Source organism: Amycolatopsis regifaucium, from assembly GCF_001613935.1.
Classification (GTDB): domain Bacteria; phylum Actinomycetota; class Actinomycetes; order Mycobacteriales; family Pseudonocardiaceae; genus Amycolatopsis; species Amycolatopsis regifaucium.
Genome location: NZ_LQCI01000049.1, coordinates 24,250 through 39,730, shown reverse-complemented (window position 1 = coordinate 39,730; position 15,481 = coordinate 24,250). Strand labels below are relative to the sequence as shown.

Sequence of the window (15,481 nt, the reverse complement as noted above, 5' to 3'; positions counted from 1 at the left end):
CGATGCGCAGGGCGATCCGGATCGGGGTACTGGCCGCGGTGATCGGTGTGTCCGGAACCGCCGCGGTCTACGTCGCGACGCAGGAAAAGCAAGCCATCACCGCCATGTCGGCGTCGTTGGTGACGCCGGGTGTCGCGGCGACCGGCGAGTATTCGTACGAGCGGCTCGAAGCCCCCGGCCGGACGATCGTCCGCGATTCCGCCGGTACGCAGCTGGCGTCGTTCACCGACGGCTCGCGCACGGTCATGCTGACCGGCCGGAGCCGGACCTTCACCGAACCGAAGTTCACCACGGTCACGATCACCTCGTCGGCGTGGGTGCGCTTCGCGCCGCAGCCCTGGAAGGAAGGCGCGGAGAAGGAACCATGGTTCCGCGATTGGCTGCCCAAGGCCGTCGGTGACACCTCCCCGGACCTCCTCGCCATCGCGCTGCAGTACACCGACGGTGCCGCGCCTCAGACGGCCAAGAAGCTCCGGATAGGTGGCGACGCCAGCTTCGGTCCCGACAGCGCCGAAGGACGGCTCGAGAAGTCGGACTTCTACGACTACCTCGGCGTCGACTGGGATTTCCCGGACAAGCACGAGAAAGCGGAACCGGCGCGGTTCGGTTCGCTCGACTGCTCCGGTTTCGTGCGGATGGTCTACGGCTACCGCGCGGGCTATCCGATGCTCGGCGGCAACACGAAGGGGCCGGGCCTCCCGCGACGCGCCTGGGCGATGTCCGAACTCGGTCCCGGGACACAAGTGATCGCCGATACCAAGAAACAGGCCACGGACTACTCGGCCCTGCAGCCCGGCGACATCCTCTTCTTCAATCTGGAGCCGCACCTCGGGCCGCAGGTCTCGCACACCGGGATCTACCTCGGCATCGACGGCGACGGGAGGCGTCGGGTGCTGTCCAGCCGCAAGGTCGCCAATGGGCCGACGTTCGGTGACGCCGGCGGTGTGTCGCTGATCGACGGCGAAGGCACCTACGCCAAGGCGTTCCGCGCCGCCAAGCGACTCTGAAGCGGGCGTCCGGCCGAAGAAGGGCTCCGAGACCGGCCGCCCCTCGCAAGCCGGTGTCGGAGCCCCTACGGAAGGCTCGCCTCCCCGCGAGCCGACCGTAAGCACACTTGGCGAAGTTCGCGGGAAATCGGCTCGCCGGACCCCCAGTACCAGGCGATTCGCATCCCCGCGCGCTCGCCGCGCGATGGCATAACCTTGCCCGGTCACCGTGGGGTCACGGCAGCGTGAAGACCCCCAACTATCCCTGGGTAGAACTACTCAACTGGTCTTGGCGCGGGATTTGATCTTGGCCGAAGCCTTCTTCGCGCGCGTACGCGCCTCACGCGCCTTGCCCGACGCTTCCTTGGCTTTCCCGACCGGATCACTGTCGGCTTCGACCGCGCTTCGCTGCAGGGCCGCCAGTAGCCGCGTCACGCCTTCCGCCTGCTCGGCGGCGGTCGGTTGGAGGACGTCGTCGCCGTCGAGTTTGGCTTGGATGAGCGCTTCCAGCGCTTCCCGGTAGCGGTCGGTGTACCTGCCGGGCTCGAAGTCCTGCGTGAGGTCCTCGATGAGCGAGACCGCGTTCCGCAGCTCCCCGCGCCGCAGGTCGACGTCTTCGTGCAGGAACGGGAAGTCCGGGCGGCGGATCTCGTCCGGCCACAGCATCGTCTCGAGCACGATCACCTGGTCCCGTACGCGCAGCGCGCCCAGCGTCTCGCGCTGCCGCAGGGTCACCTTCACGATCGCGATCCGGCCGGACTGCTGCAGCGCCTCGCTCAGCAGCACGTACGGCTTGGTGCCCGCCGGCTCCGGTTCGAGGTAGTAGCTGCGCGCGAAGTACGTCGGGTCGACCTGCTCGGCCGGGGTGAAACCGACGACGTCCATCGACTGGGTGGTCGGGGCGATCAGCGACGCGAAGTCGCCGCCGGTCAGCAAAACCACGTCACCACCGGGGACGGGGTGGCCTTTGACGATTTCCGTCGGCGGGACCTCGGCGCCGTCGACCTCGCAGACCCACTTCACCCGCACGCGGCCGCCGTCCGGCTCGTGCACCTGGTGGAGGGGGATGTTGTGCTCCTCGGTCGCGCTGTACGCCTTCACCGGAATGGCGTACGTTCCGAAGCCGATCGTGCCTTTCCACACCGCCCGCATGGCCCACCTCCGCCTGGTCAGCGTATCCAGGCCGCGAAGCGCCGGGACAGCTACAAACGGGTGTCAGGGGCTACTGATTCGCTCACACATTCGAATGACGGACGTGCTTCGGCGAGCGCGTCGGCCGAACAGCCGACAGCGGTGGCGGCCGCTCGGAGTACTTCCGCGACGACCTCGACGTCCACTTGGGGAGCGGCAGCCAGCGCGCCCGCACCGCCCCCTTCGACCCGGACGGCCATGCCTTCGAGCGCGGTGGCCAAGGCCTGTTGCCCGGCGACGAGGTGCTCGACCACCTGGAGCAGTTCGGGCACGGTCGCGGCGGTGCCCGACGCGGTCAGGGAAGCGGCGAGGTCGTCCGCGCAGCCGCGGAGATGGGAGGCGACGACCGTCGGCGGCAGCGTGAGCCGCTGCGGTCGGGGTGCGTTCTGCTCGTGCCCCAGCACGCGCTCACCGCCCCTCCGGATCCTTCGGGTCCCGACCGCGAACATCCTGCCACCGCTACCGTCCGCCACCCGCGCGACACCCCGGAGCGGGCTCGTCGCCCCCAAAACGATCAGGAAGCGGCCGACAGCAGCGCCGCCTCGATCTTCGACCGCCAGGCCTGGTCGACCCGGCCGGTCCGCGGCGCGACGGCGAACGAGTCGACGACGGCGCCACCGAGCGTGGCCACCTTCGCCCAGCGCACCTCGGCCTCACACCGCCGCAGCGCGCCCGCGACCCGGTACAGCAGCCCGATCCGGTTCGCGGCCCGCAGTTCGACCACGACCGTGTCCTGCCCGCTGGTCTCGTCGTCGAACCAGATCACCTTCGCCCCGGCCGACGGCGTCTCGGCACCGCCGTAGTCCCGTTCCTTCGCCGCGAGCCGCTGGGTGAGCGGCAGCGTCCCGGCCACCGCCCGCGCGAACTGCTCACGCAGCAACGTGACGTCGGGCAGCGAGCCGAACTTCGGCGACGCCGTGAACACGCCCGCCCGTCCCCCGTCGTGCCCGCGCAGCACCGCCGCGTGCACCTCCAGCGAGTTCAGCGCGAGGACTCCGGCGGCGGGGGCCAGCAGTTCCGCAGGGGCCGGGACCGCGAGCACCACGGTCACGACCTTGCCCGCCGCCGTGATCCGCACTTCGCCGCGGCCGGAAGCGACGGCCTCGGCGACGAGTTCCCGCTGTTCGGCTCCCATCGGCTCCGGTGGCACGAAACCCTTGCCGTGCAACGCCTCCTCGCAACCGGACACGAGTTCGGCGAGCAGCCGGGCCTTCCAGTCGGTCCACACCCCCGGACCGGTGGCCAGCGAATCGGCCGTCGTCAGCGCGTGCAGAAGTTCCAGCAGGACGAGGTTCTCGTCGAGCGTCTTCGTCACCCGCTGGATCGTGGCCGGGTCACTGATGTCCCGCCGCGTCGCGGTGTGCGGCAACAGCAGGTGATGCCGCACCATCCCCGAAACCAGGGCGGCATCCGGTTCCGGGAGACCGAGCCGGGCCGCCACCTGAGCACTGATCTTCGCGCCGAGTTCGGAGTGGTCCGCGTCGCGACCCTTGCCGATGTCGTGCAGCAGCGCGCCGATCAGCAACAGGTCCGGCCGCGAAACGGTGGTCGTCAGTTTCGACGCTTCCACCGCGGCCCGCACGAGATGCCGGTCGACGGTCCACGCGTGCACCGGTGACCGCGGCGGGAGATCCCGCACCGAACCCCATTCGGGGAACAGCCGCGCCCACAGTCCTGTCCGGTCGAGCGCCTCGACGGCGTCGATCAGGCCTTCACCCGCGCCGAGCATCTCCACCAGCGCCTTGAGGGCGTCGGCCGGCCACGGCGCGCGCAGTTCCGGCGCCGTCTCCGCGAGCGCACGCAGGGTTCCGAGCGAGATGGGCTTGCGGATCCGGGCCGACGCCGCGGCGACCCGCAGCAACAGCGCCGGATCCTTGGCGGGCACCGCGTCCCGCGCCAGCGCGACCTCGTTTCCGTGCAGGACCACGCCTTCGTCGAGCGGTGTCCGCGACGGTCGCCGTCCGAACCGCGCCTTGGGCGGTTCCACAGTGGACCGAAGCGCCACGTCGACCGCGTAGGCGATCGTCCGCCCGACGCCGGAAAGCTTGCGCGCCAAGGTGAACCGGTCACCGAACCCGAGTTCGCCAGCCACCGTCTCGGCTTCCGGCGCGCTGAGGATGTCCCGCTCCCGGCGCAGTTCCCGGCGCAATTCCGTCCGGACGTCGAGCAGCAGCCCCTTGGCCGCGAGCAGTTCCTCGCCAGGCCGCGCGGTCAGTTGCGCCGCGGCCATCGCCTCCAGGACGGCGAAGTCACGGAGCCCGCCTCGACCGTGTTTGAGATCGGGCTCGGCGGACTGCGCGATCTCGCCACTGCGGGCCCAGCGCTGCCGCACCGCGTCCGACAGCTCGCCCACCCGTTTCCGCGCCGTCCGCCGCCACTGATCCCGAGCCGCGGCCGCAAGCCTCGCGGTGATCTCGGCGTCCCCCGCGATATGCCGGATGTCGAGCAACCCCATCGCGGTCCGCAGATCCTCGGACGCCACCTTCAGCGCCTCACCCGGCGTACGGACCGAGTGATCGAGGCCGATCTTGGCGTCCCACAACGGGTACCAGATCGCGTCGGCGATCTTGCCGACCCGGGAGTTGCCGTTGTGCAGCAACAGCAGGTCGAGGTCGGAGAAGGGCACCAGCTCACTGCGCCCGAGACCGCCGACGGCGGCCAGCGCGACACCGGGATCAGCGGTGTCGACGCCGGCCGCCGCGGCGCCCTTGCCCAACCAGAATTCGTAAAGATCGACGCACGCCGCCCGCAACGCGGCAGCCCCCAGTCTCCCGTGCCTGCCCTCGAGCAATCGCTCGGTGGCCTTGACCAGTTCACCCCCGTCGGCCATCCCTGACGCCTATAGGGCCGCGCTCATCGGGTGGCGCGATCGCGAACGCGTAGCCGGATCCCTCGTTGGCATGTAACCCTCACCTTCAGCTGTACGGCGGCCCGCCTCCGCGTTAGCGAGCCCTTCGGGCGAAGCGCCGTTCCGGTCAATTCCAAGACACCGGCACACGCCGAGCGTCAAAGGGCGTCCGAGCCGCGTTCACCCGTCCGTACCCGGATGACCGTCTCGACCGGCGTCACCCAGATCTTGCCGTCGCCGATCTTGCCGGTGTGGGCGGCGGTGGTGATCGCGTCGAGGACCTTTTCCACGTTGGAATCGTCGGTGACGACCTCCAACCGAAGCTTCGCCACGAAGTCGACGGAGTACTCCGCACCCCGGTAAACCTCGGTGTGGCCCTTTTGCCTGCCGTAGCCCTGGACCTCGCTGACCGTCATGCCGAGCACACCCAGCTGCTCCAGTGCGGAACGGACGTCGTCGAGCGTGAACGGCTTGACGATCGCGGTGATCAGCTTCATGCCTTGCTCTCCTCGAGTTTCGTGGCCGCGTTGCCGGTGGACGACTTGACCGGGATGGAGCTCGGCTGGCCGAGGCCGCCGCCCGAACCGGTGAAGTCGTACGCGCTCTCCGCGTGCTGGGCCTCATCGATACCACTGACCTCGTCCTCCGCGCTGACGCGGAATCCGCCGAGCTTCTTGATCACCCAGCCGATGATGAAGGTGAGCACGAACGAGTACACGAGGACGGCTGCCGCCGCCGCGGCCTGCTTGCCCAGCTGGCCGAGCCCGCCGCCGTAGAAGAGGCCGTCGACGCCGAGCGAGTTGACGCTGGTGGTACCGAAGAAGCCGATGAGCAGCGTACCGACGAGACCACCGACGAGGTGGACGCCGACGACGTCGAGGGAGTCGTCGAAACCGAAGCGGAACTTGAGGCTGATCGCCAGTGCGCACAGCGCACCGGCGACGAGGCCGATCGCGATGGCACCCAGCGGGCTGACGAACCCGGCGGCCGGGGTGATCGCGACGAGACCCGCGACGGCACCGGAAGCGGCCCCGAGAGTGGTCGGCTTGCCGATCTTGATCTGCTCGACGACCAGCCAGCCGAGCACCGCGGCCGCCGTGGCGACGGTGGTGTTGGTGAACGCGACGGCGGCGAGGTCGTTGGCGGCCAGCGCCGAACCGGCGTTGAAGCCGTACCAGCCGAACCACAGCAGAGCGGCACCCAGCAGCACGAACGGCACGTTGTGCGGGCGGCCGGTGTTCTTCGGCCAGCCCCGGCGCTTGCCGAGGACGAGCGCGAGCGCCAGACCCGCCGCACCGGCGTTGATGTGGACCGCGGTACCGCCCGCGAAGTCGAGCGCCTTGAGCTGGTTGGCGATCCAGCCGCCGACCGAGTCGGCGCTGATGAAGCCGTTGAACGAGAACACCCAGTGCGCGACCGGGAAGTACACGACGGTGACCCACACCGCGACGAACAGCGTCCAGCCCCAGAACTTGGCGCGGTCGGCGATGGCACCGGAGATCAGCGCGGGCGTGATGATCGCGAACATCAGCTGGAACATCACGAAGGCGAACAACGGCAGCGCGTCGGCGCCGGGCCAGGCCACTTCGGGCGTGGTGCCGGTCGCGGCCGTGGCGAACCCGGCGAGCTTGCCGGAGATGGTCGACAGCCCGGCGAAATCGAAGTTACCGAGCAGACCTCCGCCCACGTCGTTGCCGAACGCCATCGTGAAGCCGTACAGCGTCCAGAGGACACCGACGACGGCCAGCGCGATGAAGTTCATCATCAACATGTTCAGGACGCTCTTCGCGCGGACCATGCCGCCATAGAAGAACGCGAGTCCTGGGGTCATGAGCATGACCAGCGCGGCGCTGATCAATACCCATGCCGTGTCTCCTGCGTTCAGCACAATCTTCCTCCCGTGCCTGGGGTGTACTGCGCAGGAATTTTTGGTCCGCGGTGTTTCCTCGGGTGGCGATTGGTGTTTCACCCGCGTGAACTGTCGGCGCGGCGTTGTTACGTCCAGGTTTCCGGAAACCCGGTGCGTTCTGTCCGGTTGCGAAACGTCGTGGTCGAATATCCCCATGAGCCCCCGCGACCTCGGCGATGACCCACTGCCCCCGGAGATCGTCCGGTCGCTGCTGTGCTCGGTCTGCGGTGACCCAGTCGGGGTGACCGACCGCACGGTGCGCTGTGGGCGCGGCCACTCGTTCGACGTAGCGAAGCAGGGTTACGTCAATCTTCTCCACGCGCGCATCCCGGCAGGGACGGCGGACACGGCCACGATGGTCGCGGCCCGCGTCGACCTCCTCGCCTCCGGCGCTTATCTCCCTCTCGCCGAGGCCCTCGCGAAGGTCGCCTCAGAGCACATCGAGAGCGGGCTGATCATCGACGCCGGCGCGGGAACGGGTTACTACCTCGCGCACGTACTCGACGCCGTCCCCGCCGCGTACGGACTGGCGCTGGACGTCTCCGCCGTCGCGCTGCGCCGGGCCGCCCGCGCGCACGCGCGCGCGGGCGCGGCCGTGTGGAATCTGTGGGAGCCCTGGCCGGTGGCCGACTCGAGCGCGTCACTGATCCTCAACGTCTTCGCCCCCCGCAACGCGGAGCAGTTCCATCGCGTCCTGACCGCGGACGGGGTGTTGGTCGTCGCGACGCCGAATCCCGGTCATCTCCAGGAGCTGGGCGACCTGGTGATCTCCGTCGACGACGGAAAGGACGCGCGGCTGGAAGAAGCCCTCGGTGACCGCTTCGGCAGGGTGGACCGCCGCGAAGTCACCCAGCGGGTGACGCTGTCGCCCGCCCAGCTCCGCCAAGTCGTCGAGATGGGACCGAGCGCGCACCATCTCCACCGCGACGGTCGCCGCGAACGGCTCGACGCGATCACCGAACCGGTGGACGTCACCACCTCGTTCAGTGTCACGCTGTACCGGCCGGTGCCCTGATGGAGGCACCCGCGACCCTGCTCGCCGACGCCGCATGGGTCAGCGCCCGCGTCGGCGGCGCCGCGAAGCTCTACGGCTGCTCCCGGCCGGAGGTCCTGGGCACGATCTGGTGGTACTCGTTGTCTTCGGTACTCGTCGCTCCTTCCGTCGAGTCTCTCGTGCGCGGTGAGCCGCTGGATCCTTCGCTCGACGCCGTGACCATCGATCTCGTCCCGGACGGCCGCTTCACCGGCGCCCGTTCGTCACGGGTCCTCTCCGGCGGGCTGGCCGAACTCGGGGAGGCGTTCGCCGGGGCGCTGGGTACGGCGATCGACACCATCTCGGCGGTCACGGGCGCGAATCCGCGCGCGCTGGGCGCGATCGCGACGGATTCGATCGGCAACCGCCTGCTGTGGACCGGCGACACCGAACGCGCGGTGGCGTTGGCGGCGCCGCTCGTGGCCGCGATCGGCCTCGGGATGCCGGAGCCGCGGTTCTCCCGGGTCGGGCGGAACACCGTGGTGCGCCGTGCTTCCTGCTGCCTGATCTACGAGGCGGGGAACCCGAAGTGCACCAGCTGCCCCCGGCAGACTCCGGAGGAGCGGGAGCGGCGCCTTCGCGCGGCGCTCGGCTGACCGGCCGCCTTTCGTGAGCGGCCATGCCGTGAAGGCCTCCTTCCCTACCGCGAAGGTAGGGAAGGAGGCCTTCGCGGCCTTTGTGATCACCACACCTGCCCCGAGGGCCCGCTAGAGCCCGAATCGCCACTAAACGCGATTCGGGACGGTGAAGTGTCACGGGTTCTCGTTGGTCAACGCGGCCACCATCGCCGCGCGGGAACCGACCCCCAGTTTGGTGAAGATCCGCCGCATATGCGCGGAAACCGAGGCGGAGGAACCGCCGAAACCCCGGACCACGCGCAAGCGGACCGGGCAGTAGCCGCACCCGCACGGGAGGAAGCCGATGGGCACGGAAAAGGAATACCGGGAACTCTTCGACCGGGTCGCGGCCTTGCGCGGTCGGGTCGCCGGGAAGCTCGCCAACGAGCTGGGCAGCGATCCGAACCGGAACGGGCACCGCCCGGGCAGCGTGATCACCCTGGACCGCGAGTAGCGGGCCAGGTCACGTGTTGGGAACGATGGTCACCGGGTGGGACGCGAGGTAGCGTCGGGGGCGATGAGTGAACGTACCTGGGGCTTCCGCACCCGCGCCCTGCACGCGGGCGGGACGCCCGATCCGGCGACCGGCGCCCGCGCCGTGCCCATCTACCAGACCACGAGCTTCGTGTTCGAGGACGCGGCGGACGCGGCGAACCTGTTCGCCCTGCAGAAGTACGGGAACATCTACAGCCGGATCGGCAATCCGACGGTCGCGGCCTTCGAGGAACGCTTGGCCAGCCTCGAAAGCGCGATCGGCGGCGTCGCCACCGGCAGCGGTCAGGCGGCCGAGTTCTTGACCTTCTCCGCGCTCGCCGAGGCGGGCGACCACATCGTCTCCGCCGGCGGGCTCTACGGCGGGACGGTCACCCAGCTCACCGGGACACTGCGCCGCTTCGGCATCGAGACCACCTTCGTCAGCGGAGACCGCATCGAGGACTACGCGGCCGCGGTCACCGACCGGACGAAACTGATCTTCACCGAGGTCATCGGCAATCCGGGCGGCTCGATCGCCGACATCGCCGCGCTGGCGGAACTCGCGCACTCACACGACATCCCGCTGGTCGTCGACGCCACCCTCGCGACGCCGTACCTGTGCCGCCCGATCGAACACGGCGCGGACATCGTGCTGCATTCGGCGACGAAGTTCCTCGGCGGACACGGGACCACGCTGGGCGGGGTCGTCGTCGAATCCGGGAAGTTCGACTGGGGCAACGGGAAGTTCCCGCGGATGACCGAGACCGTCGAGAGCTACGGCGGCCTGAAATACTGGGAGAACTTCGGCGAGTACGCCTTCTGCACCCGGCTCCGTGCCGAGCAGCTGCGCGATATCGGCGCCGTCCTCTCCCCGCATTCGGCCTTCCTGCTGCTGCAAGGGGTGGAGACCTTGCCTCAGCGGATGGACGCCCACGTCGCCAACGCGCGGGCCGTCGCCGAGTACCTCGCGGCGGATCCGAGGGTGGCCTGGGTCAACTACGCGGGACTGCCCGGTCATCCGCATCACGAGCGGGCGAAGAAGTACCTCCCCGCCGGGCCGGGCGCGGTGTTCTCGTTCGGTGTCGACGGCGGTCGCGAGGCGGGCGAGACGTTCGTGAACTCCGTGGAACTGCTGTCGCATCTGGCGAACGTCGGGGACGCGCGGACACTGGTCATCCATCCGGCGTCCACCACCCATCAGCAGCTTTCGGAGGACCAGTTGCGCGCGGCGGGTGCCGGCCCGGACCTGATCCGCCTGTCGATCGGGCTGGAGGACGTCGACGACATCCTGTGGGACCTCGATCAGGCACTCGGCAAGGCGGTGGCCGGATGAGCCACGACGTCGGCGCGGTCGAGCGCCGCCGCATCCTTTCGCGGACGAAATCGGTGACCATCGTCGGCGCCTCGAACAATCCGGCGCGGCCGAGCTTCTTCGTCGCGACCTACCTGCTCTCGTCCAGCAAGTACCAGGTCGACTTCGTGAACCCGCGGCTGGACGAACTCCTCGGTCAGCCGGTGTACCCGTCGTTGGCCGACGTGCCCGGCGAGGTCGACCTGGTCAGTGTGTTCCGCAAGCACGACGACCTCCCCGGCGTCGCCGAGGAGGTCGTCAAGGCCGGGGCGCGCACGCTCTGGCTGCAGCTGGGCCTGTGGCACGAAGCGGTCGCCGACCAGGCCAAGGAAGCCGGATTGGACGTCGTGATGAACCGCTGCGTCAAGATCGAGCACGCCCGGTTCGCCGGCGGGCTCCATCTCGCCGGTTTCAACACCGGCGTGATCAGCTCACGACGTCAGTCCGCCCCCTAGTCCCTACCCGGCCGCGGTGTTCACCGTGAACGGCAGCCACTGCACCGTGACCCCGTTCGCCGGGGAAACCGGCATCCGCCAGTTCTGGCAGCCGCGCCCGGGAATCCGGTCCCAGATGAACAGCGGTGCCCCTTGGGTCGCGGTGCAGCCCTGGTCCAGCAACTTGCCCGCGTTCTGGACGGCGTACCGAAGGTCGACCGGGACCCAGTCGCCGTCGCGGCGGACGTGGACCGGACCGCCGTGCACCTGGGTGGTGCGAGAGCCGTCGGGATTGGCGAAGGTGGACGAGGTCCCGGTGCGTTCCGAAAGCATCTCGACCGGTTTGTCCTGCGAGCGCGCCGCGGATTCGGACGACGTCGCTCGCGCGGGAGCGGTGAGCACGGCGCTCCCGGCCAGGCACGCGGCGAACACAGGAGGCCTCGCCGCGGAATTCTTCGGGTTCGGGCTTCCGCTTCGATCTTCCGCTGAGGGTGGGTGAAGTTGACATGCCGCTTACGCATGTCATACCCGCGAGGGTCGCCCGCCGCTCGAAAAAATCCGGCCGCGTGAGAAGGTGGCCCCATGGCCAAACCGACGCCGCTGCAGCTCAGGAACATCGTCATGGCACTGCTCATGGCGGGTGCCCTGGTGTGGAACCTGTCCATCGGCGGCGCGTGGTGGCTGACCGCCATCTTCTCGGTGGGTATCGTCCTGTCGGCCTTCTCCGTGTACCTGAACCGGCCGGGCGCGCGCCCCTGACCCAGCGTTTCGTCCTCTAAACGCGGTGGTTGGCATCGCGAACCACCGCATTCAGAGGACGAAATGCATCAGGAGCGCGAAGCCTCGAAGCACGAAGCGACGTCGGCGCGGCCTCGATCGGTCAGGGCGCCGAAGAGGCGCAGGCGCGCCATGCCGCCATCGGGATAGATGTCGAGCCGCACCTCGGTCACTTCCGGTCCCTCGGCGAGCGCGAACCGGTGCCGGGTGTCCGGCTGCAGGCGCGTCTTCGGCAGCAGCTCGACCCACTCGCCGTCGCCGTCCCGTCCGCTCAACGCCGCCCAGCCCGGCGCGTTGCCCTTGAGATTGCTGTTGTCCAACTCGGCGAACCGGACGACCCCCGCGCCGGCGAGCCGGACGGTGACCCAGTCGTTCCCGTCGTCCCGGCGCCGCGCCGTCTCCCAGCCCTCGGCCTGATGCGCCGCCAGCCCCGGCGAGAAGAGGTTGTTGGGCGAGGAATAGAACATGTTGCTGCACCCGGTGACCACCGCGCCGTTCTCCAGCGCCGCGAGGTCGAGCGCGCCGAGGTCGAGCAGGCGCGGATCCGGGATCGGCGTGCCGTGCACCCGCAGCCGGGCCACCCCGCCGTCGGGATGCATGGTCAGCCGGACGTGCGTGTAGCGCTTGCTCCCGCCGATCTCGAAGAAGTTCTCCGTGTGCCCCGCGGCCGCGCCGCGTTTCACGAGGACGTCCCAGTCCATTTCGGACAGTTCAGCGGCACTGGGGTAGCCCTCGGCAGCGCACGCCTCGACCGAGACGAACGGCGGGTAGTTCCCCTTGAAGAAGGCGGTGTCGACGATGACGCCGGTGATCGCGCCCGCCAGCCCGAGCCGGACGATGGCCTGGTCGTCGCCGGGTTCACGATGCCGCCGGGTCTCCCAGCCGTCGTAGACCTGCCCCTTGGGCCCGAAGGTCTCCGCCCGGTGCGCGGGCGTCCAGGGGTTGACCAGGTTCTCCTTCTCGGCGAACAACTCGTCCGTCGCCCACATCACGGTCCCGCCGAACCTGCGCGAGGCCAGATCGGGCCGGGCTGTCCACTCAGGACGGTCGTTCACGGTCGCCTCCATCTCAGCATTCACCCCGGGTCAGCAGGACGCCTGCCGGGTCGTCACCGGTGATCTCCTCACCACGCAACCACGTACTCCGCACGACGCCGGCGAGCGGACGCCCGTGATAGGCACTGACCGGATTGCGGTGTTTCAGCTTCGCGACGTCGACGACGAACGCTTCGTCGGGCGCGAACACGCTGAAGTCGGCGTCATAGCCGGGCGCGAGGTGACCCTTGCGGCGCATTCCCGCCTGCTCGGCCGGGTGTTCGGCCATCCAGCGGACGACGTCGGCGAGCGCGAAGCCGCGTTGCCGCGCCTGTGTCCAGACCGCGGGCAGGCCGAGTTGCAGGCCGGCGATCCCGCCCCAGGCGAGTCCGAAATCGCCGCTGTCGAAGCGTTTCAGCTCCGGCGTGCACGGCGAATGGTCGGTCACCACACAGTCGATGACGCCGTCCGCCAGCCCCTGCCACAGCAGTTCGCGGTTGCCGGCCTCGCGGATCGGCGGGCAACACTTGAACTGGGTGGCGCCGTCGCCAATCTCCTCCGCGGTGAAACTCAGGTAGTGCGGACAGGTCTCGGCGGTCAGCCGGACGCCGTCCCGGCGCGCGCTCTCGACCATCGGCAGCGCGTCCGAAGAGGACAGATGCAGGATGTGCGCGCGTACACCGGTTCTCCTGGCCAGCTCGATGACTTGGGCGATGGCCACGTTCTCCGCGCCACGCGGGCGCGAACGCAGGAAGTCGTCGTATTTCTCGCCGTGCGGGTCGGGCGCGTGGTCGATCGCCTCGGAGTCCTCCGCGTGCACGATGATCATGCCGTCGAAGGTCCGCAGTTCGGTCATCGCCTCTTCGAGCCCGCGCGCGTCCAGCGGCGGGAACTCGTCGACGCCGGAATGCAGCAGGAAGGATTTGAAGCCGAACACCCCGGCCTCGTGCAGCCCGCGCAACTCCGCGAGATTTCCCGGGATCGCGCCGCCCCAGAATCCGACGTCGACGTGCACGCGCCCTTCGGCGGCCTTGCGCTTCACTTCCAGCGCCGCGACGTCGACCGTCGGCGGCAGGCTGTTCAGCGGCATGTCCACGATCGTGGTGACCCCGCCCGCCGCGGCCGCGCGGGTCGCCGAAGCGAAGCCCTCCCATTCGGCACGGCCGGGATCGTTGACGTGGACGTGGGTGTCCACGAGACCCGGCAGCAGGACGACGTCCTCACCGAGTTCGAGCACGCGGTCGCCGTCGAACGCGGCACCGGCGGGCTCGACGGCGACGATGCGGCCGCCTTCGACGCCGACCGTCGCGGCGACTTCACCGGCGGCGGTAATCGCCCTGGCGGCCTTGATCACCAAGTCCATCTGCACTCCCAATTTCCACTCAGTGGAATCGAGGTTTCGCACTCCGACATTAACTCCGGCCACTTGTGCTCGTCAATGAGCGCGAGCGGCGCTACCTTCGCTTGGTGCAGTTAGAAGCCGAGTTCACCAGCGAACCGTTCCACGGCGAGGGCCCGCCACCCGAACATGCCGTCAAAGCACGCGACAAGGCGGAAGACGCGGGGCTCTCCACCGACTTCGGCCCACTCGGCACCCTCGTCCGCGGTGACGCCGACACCCTGCTCGACGCACTGCCCGCCATCGCCAGGGCGGCACTGGACGGCGGCGCGACCCGCGTGACCCTCCAGCTCCGCCAGATCGGCGACGACACGGGCGAACCCGCCGTCGAAGTGCACAGTGCCCTCGAACTGCACAACGCCCTCGCCCGCCTCATCGGCGACGTCGAACGCGAACTCGGCGCCAAGCTCGACACCCTTGATCGCGCCGCCAAGCAACGCGCGGTACGGCTACTCAAGGAACGCGGCGCGTTCGGCCTCCGCAAATCGGTGTCGACCGTCGCCGAGGCGCTGGGGGTCACGAGGTTCACGGTCTACAACTACCTCAATCGCGACCAAGACTGAAGAGCCGTTTCAACAAAATGTTGACGACGGTGGACGCGCCACCGTACCGTCCATTCCCGTGCCGCTGACCATCCGAGAGTTCAACCAGGCGCCCGCACAGGACGTCCGGCCGGTGCTGACCGCCTGCCTCGACGTCCCGCGTTGGGTGGAAACCCTGCTGGCCAGGCGCCCCTACACCGACCTGGCCGCGCTGCTCGCCATGTCCGAAGCACTCACCCCCTTGCGTCCCGAAGAGGTGCGGCAGGCGATGACCGCCCATCCCCGGATCGGGGAGAAAGCGGGCGGCGAGAGCACCGAGGCAGGCTGGTCGCGGTCGGAGCAGTCCGGTGTGGACGGTGACGCCGCGCGCGAGTTCGCCGCGGCCAACGCCGAGTACGAAGCGACGTTCGGGCATGTCTTCCTGGTGTGCGCGAGCGGCCGGAGCGGCGCCGAACTGCTGGAGAACCTCCGGTCGCGGCTGTCGAACGACCCTGACCAGGAACTCGAAGTCGCCGGCCGCGAGCTGGCCAAGATCGCCGCACTGCGGCTGGAAAAGGCGGTGACGGCATGAGTCTCGTGACCACGCACATCCTCGACACCGCCGCGGGACGACCGGCGGCGGGCGTCGGGGTCCGGCTCGAAACCGGCGCGGGTGACCTTGTCGCCGACGGGCGGACCGACGCCGACGGCCGGATCCGCGACCTCGGCCCGGACACCCTGGAACCCGGGGTGTACCGGCTGGTCTTCGACACCGGCGCCCACCTCGGCCCGGACGCGTTCTTCCCCGAAATCACCCTGACCTTCCGCATCGCCGACGGAACCGAGCACCACCACGTGCCGTTGCTGCTGAGCCCGTTCGCGTATTCCACCTATCGAGGGAGCTGAT

The 15,481-nt window shown here is 69.3% G+C and carries 19 protein-coding genes; 10 read left to right on the top strand and 9 right to left on the bottom strand.

Annotation, left to right across the window (positions count from 1 at the left end):
* Positions 1 to 2 precede the first annotated feature (2 nt).
* Entirely contained in the window at positions 3 to 1,007 is a 1,005-nt protein-coding gene (locus tag AVL48_RS32110; protein ID WP_061984493.1) for an NlpC/P60 family protein, read from the top strand.
* A gap of 258 nt (positions 1,008 to 1,265) precedes the next feature.
* Here the strand turns inward: AVL48_RS32110 and ku are convergent, their stop codons facing one another.
* From ku to AVL48_RS32085, 5 genes are all read right to left on the bottom strand, one after another.
* Positions 1,266 to 2,138 carry a non-homologous end joining protein Ku gene (gene ku / locus AVL48_RS32105; protein ID WP_061984495.1) on the bottom strand — a complete coding sequence of 291 codons (873 nt, stop codon included), beginning with the start codon at positions 2,136 to 2,138 and terminating at the stop codon, positions 1,266 to 1,268.
* Positions 2,139 to 2,188: 50 nt separating this feature from the next.
* The gene (locus AVL48_RS32100; protein WP_061984570.1) at positions 2,189 to 2,581 is read right to left on the bottom strand and encodes a hypothetical protein; all 393 of its coding nucleotides are present in this window, start codon (positions 2,579 to 2,581) and stop codon (positions 2,189 to 2,191) included.
* Between the two features lie 110 nt (positions 2,582 to 2,691).
* The gene (locus tag AVL48_RS32095; protein ID WP_061984497.1) at positions 2,692 to 5,007 is read right to left on the bottom strand and encodes a [protein-PII] uridylyltransferase; all 2,316 of its coding nucleotides are present in this window, start codon (positions 5,005 to 5,007) and stop codon (positions 2,692 to 2,694) included.
* A 176-nt stretch (positions 5,008 to 5,183) separates the two neighbouring features.
* On the bottom strand, positions 5,184 to 5,522 hold the full coding sequence (locus AVL48_RS32090) for a P-II family nitrogen regulator (RefSeq protein WP_061984499.1): 339 nt from the start codon (positions 5,520 to 5,522) through the stop codon (positions 5,184 to 5,186).
* A complete protein-coding gene (locus AVL48_RS32085) occupies positions 5,519 to 6,913 on the bottom strand; it encodes an ammonium transporter (RefSeq protein ID WP_061984501.1) in 1,395 nt (464 codons plus the stop codon). The genes AVL48_RS32090 and AVL48_RS32085 overlap by 4 nt, the downstream gene beginning before the upstream one ends.
* A gap of 175 nt (positions 6,914 to 7,088) precedes the next feature.
* On the opposite strand from AVL48_RS32085, the gene AVL48_RS32080 reads away from it, so the two are divergent.
* On the top strand, positions 7,089 to 7,949 hold the full coding sequence (locus AVL48_RS32080) for a putative RNA methyltransferase (RefSeq protein WP_063054167.1): 861 nt from the start codon (positions 7,089 to 7,091) through the stop codon (positions 7,947 to 7,949).
* Positions 7,949 to 8,563: a (2Fe-2S)-binding protein gene (locus AVL48_RS32075; protein WP_061984503.1), complete on the top strand. Its 615-nt coding sequence runs from the start codon at positions 7,949 to 7,951 to the stop codon at positions 8,561 to 8,563. Before AVL48_RS32080 ends, AVL48_RS32075 begins: the two co-directional genes overlap by 1 nt.
* A gap of 156 nt (positions 8,564 to 8,719) precedes the next feature.
* On the opposite strand, the gene AVL48_RS40350 is transcribed toward AVL48_RS32075, so the two are convergent.
* Complete coding sequence (locus AVL48_RS40350) at positions 8,720 to 8,896, bottom strand: helix-turn-helix domain-containing protein (RefSeq protein WP_244162537.1); 177 nt, start codon at positions 8,894 to 8,896, stop codon at positions 8,720 to 8,722.
* Here AVL48_RS40350 and AVL48_RS39300 point away from each other — a divergent pair.
* From AVL48_RS39300 to AVL48_RS32065, 3 genes are all read left to right on the top strand, one after another.
* A complete protein-coding gene (locus AVL48_RS39300) occupies positions 8,889 to 9,038 on the top strand; it encodes a hypothetical protein (RefSeq protein WP_156515789.1) in 150 nt (49 codons plus the stop codon). The two genes, AVL48_RS40350 and AVL48_RS39300, sit on opposite strands and share 8 nt — an antisense overlap.
* A gap of 63 nt (positions 9,039 to 9,101) precedes the next feature.
* Positions 9,102 to 10,391 carry an O-acetylhomoserine aminocarboxypropyltransferase/cysteine synthase family protein gene (locus AVL48_RS32070; protein ID WP_061984505.1) on the top strand — a complete coding sequence of 430 codons (1,290 nt, stop codon included), beginning with the start codon at positions 9,102 to 9,104 and terminating at the stop codon, positions 10,389 to 10,391.
* Positions 10,388 to 10,864, top strand: coding sequence for a CoA-binding protein (locus AVL48_RS32065; protein WP_061984506.1), 477 nt, complete (start codon positions 10,388 to 10,390; stop codon positions 10,862 to 10,864). Before AVL48_RS32070 ends, AVL48_RS32065 begins: the two co-directional genes overlap by 4 nt.
* Before the next feature lie 3 nt (positions 10,865 to 10,867).
* Here AVL48_RS32065 and AVL48_RS32060 read toward each other — a convergent pair whose 3' ends face one another.
* Entirely contained in the window at positions 10,868 to 11,275 is a 408-nt protein-coding gene (locus AVL48_RS32060; protein ID WP_061984508.1) for a hypothetical protein, read from the bottom strand.
* A 150-nt stretch (positions 11,276 to 11,425) separates the two neighbouring features.
* Here AVL48_RS32060 and AVL48_RS39730 point away from each other — a divergent pair, with 150 nt between their 5' ends.
* Positions 11,426 to 11,602 carry a hypothetical protein gene (locus AVL48_RS39730; RefSeq protein WP_167386368.1) on the top strand — a complete coding sequence of 59 codons (177 nt, stop codon included), beginning with the start codon at positions 11,426 to 11,428 and terminating at the stop codon, positions 11,600 to 11,602.
* 68 nt (positions 11,603 to 11,670) lie between these two features.
* Here the strand turns inward: AVL48_RS39730 and alc are convergent, their stop codons facing one another.
* On the bottom strand, positions 11,671 to 12,687 hold the full coding sequence (alc, locus tag AVL48_RS32055) for an allantoicase (RefSeq protein WP_061984510.1): 1,017 nt from the start codon (positions 12,685 to 12,687) through the stop codon (positions 11,671 to 11,673).
* A gap of 1 nt (position 12,688) precedes the next feature.
* Positions 12,689 to 14,017 (bottom strand): allantoinase AllB, encoded by a 1,329-nt coding sequence (gene allB / locus AVL48_RS32050; protein ID WP_061984573.1) that lies wholly within the window; start codon positions 14,015 to 14,017, stop codon positions 12,689 to 12,691.
* A gap of 104 nt (positions 14,018 to 14,121) precedes the next feature.
* Here allB and AVL48_RS32045 point away from each other — a divergent pair, with 104 nt between their 5' ends.
* The 3 genes from AVL48_RS32045 to uraH are packed head-to-tail and all read left to right on the top strand — an operon-like array spanning position 14,122 to position 15,480.
* Positions 14,122 to 14,616 (top strand): helix-turn-helix domain-containing protein, encoded by a 495-nt coding sequence (locus AVL48_RS32045; RefSeq protein WP_061984575.1) that lies wholly within the window; start codon positions 14,122 to 14,124, stop codon positions 14,614 to 14,616.
* A 58-nt stretch (positions 14,617 to 14,674) separates the two neighbouring features.
* Complete coding sequence (uraD, locus tag AVL48_RS32040; RefSeq protein WP_082857833.1) at positions 14,675 to 15,166, top strand: 2-oxo-4-hydroxy-4-carboxy-5-ureidoimidazoline decarboxylase; 492 nt, start codon at positions 14,675 to 14,677, stop codon at positions 15,164 to 15,166.
* Positions 15,163 to 15,480 (top strand): hydroxyisourate hydrolase, encoded by a 318-nt coding sequence (gene uraH, locus AVL48_RS32035; protein ID WP_061984512.1) that lies wholly within the window; start codon positions 15,163 to 15,165, stop codon positions 15,478 to 15,480. The genes uraD and uraH overlap by 4 nt, the downstream gene beginning before the upstream one ends.
* Position 15,481 lies beyond the last annotated feature (1 nt).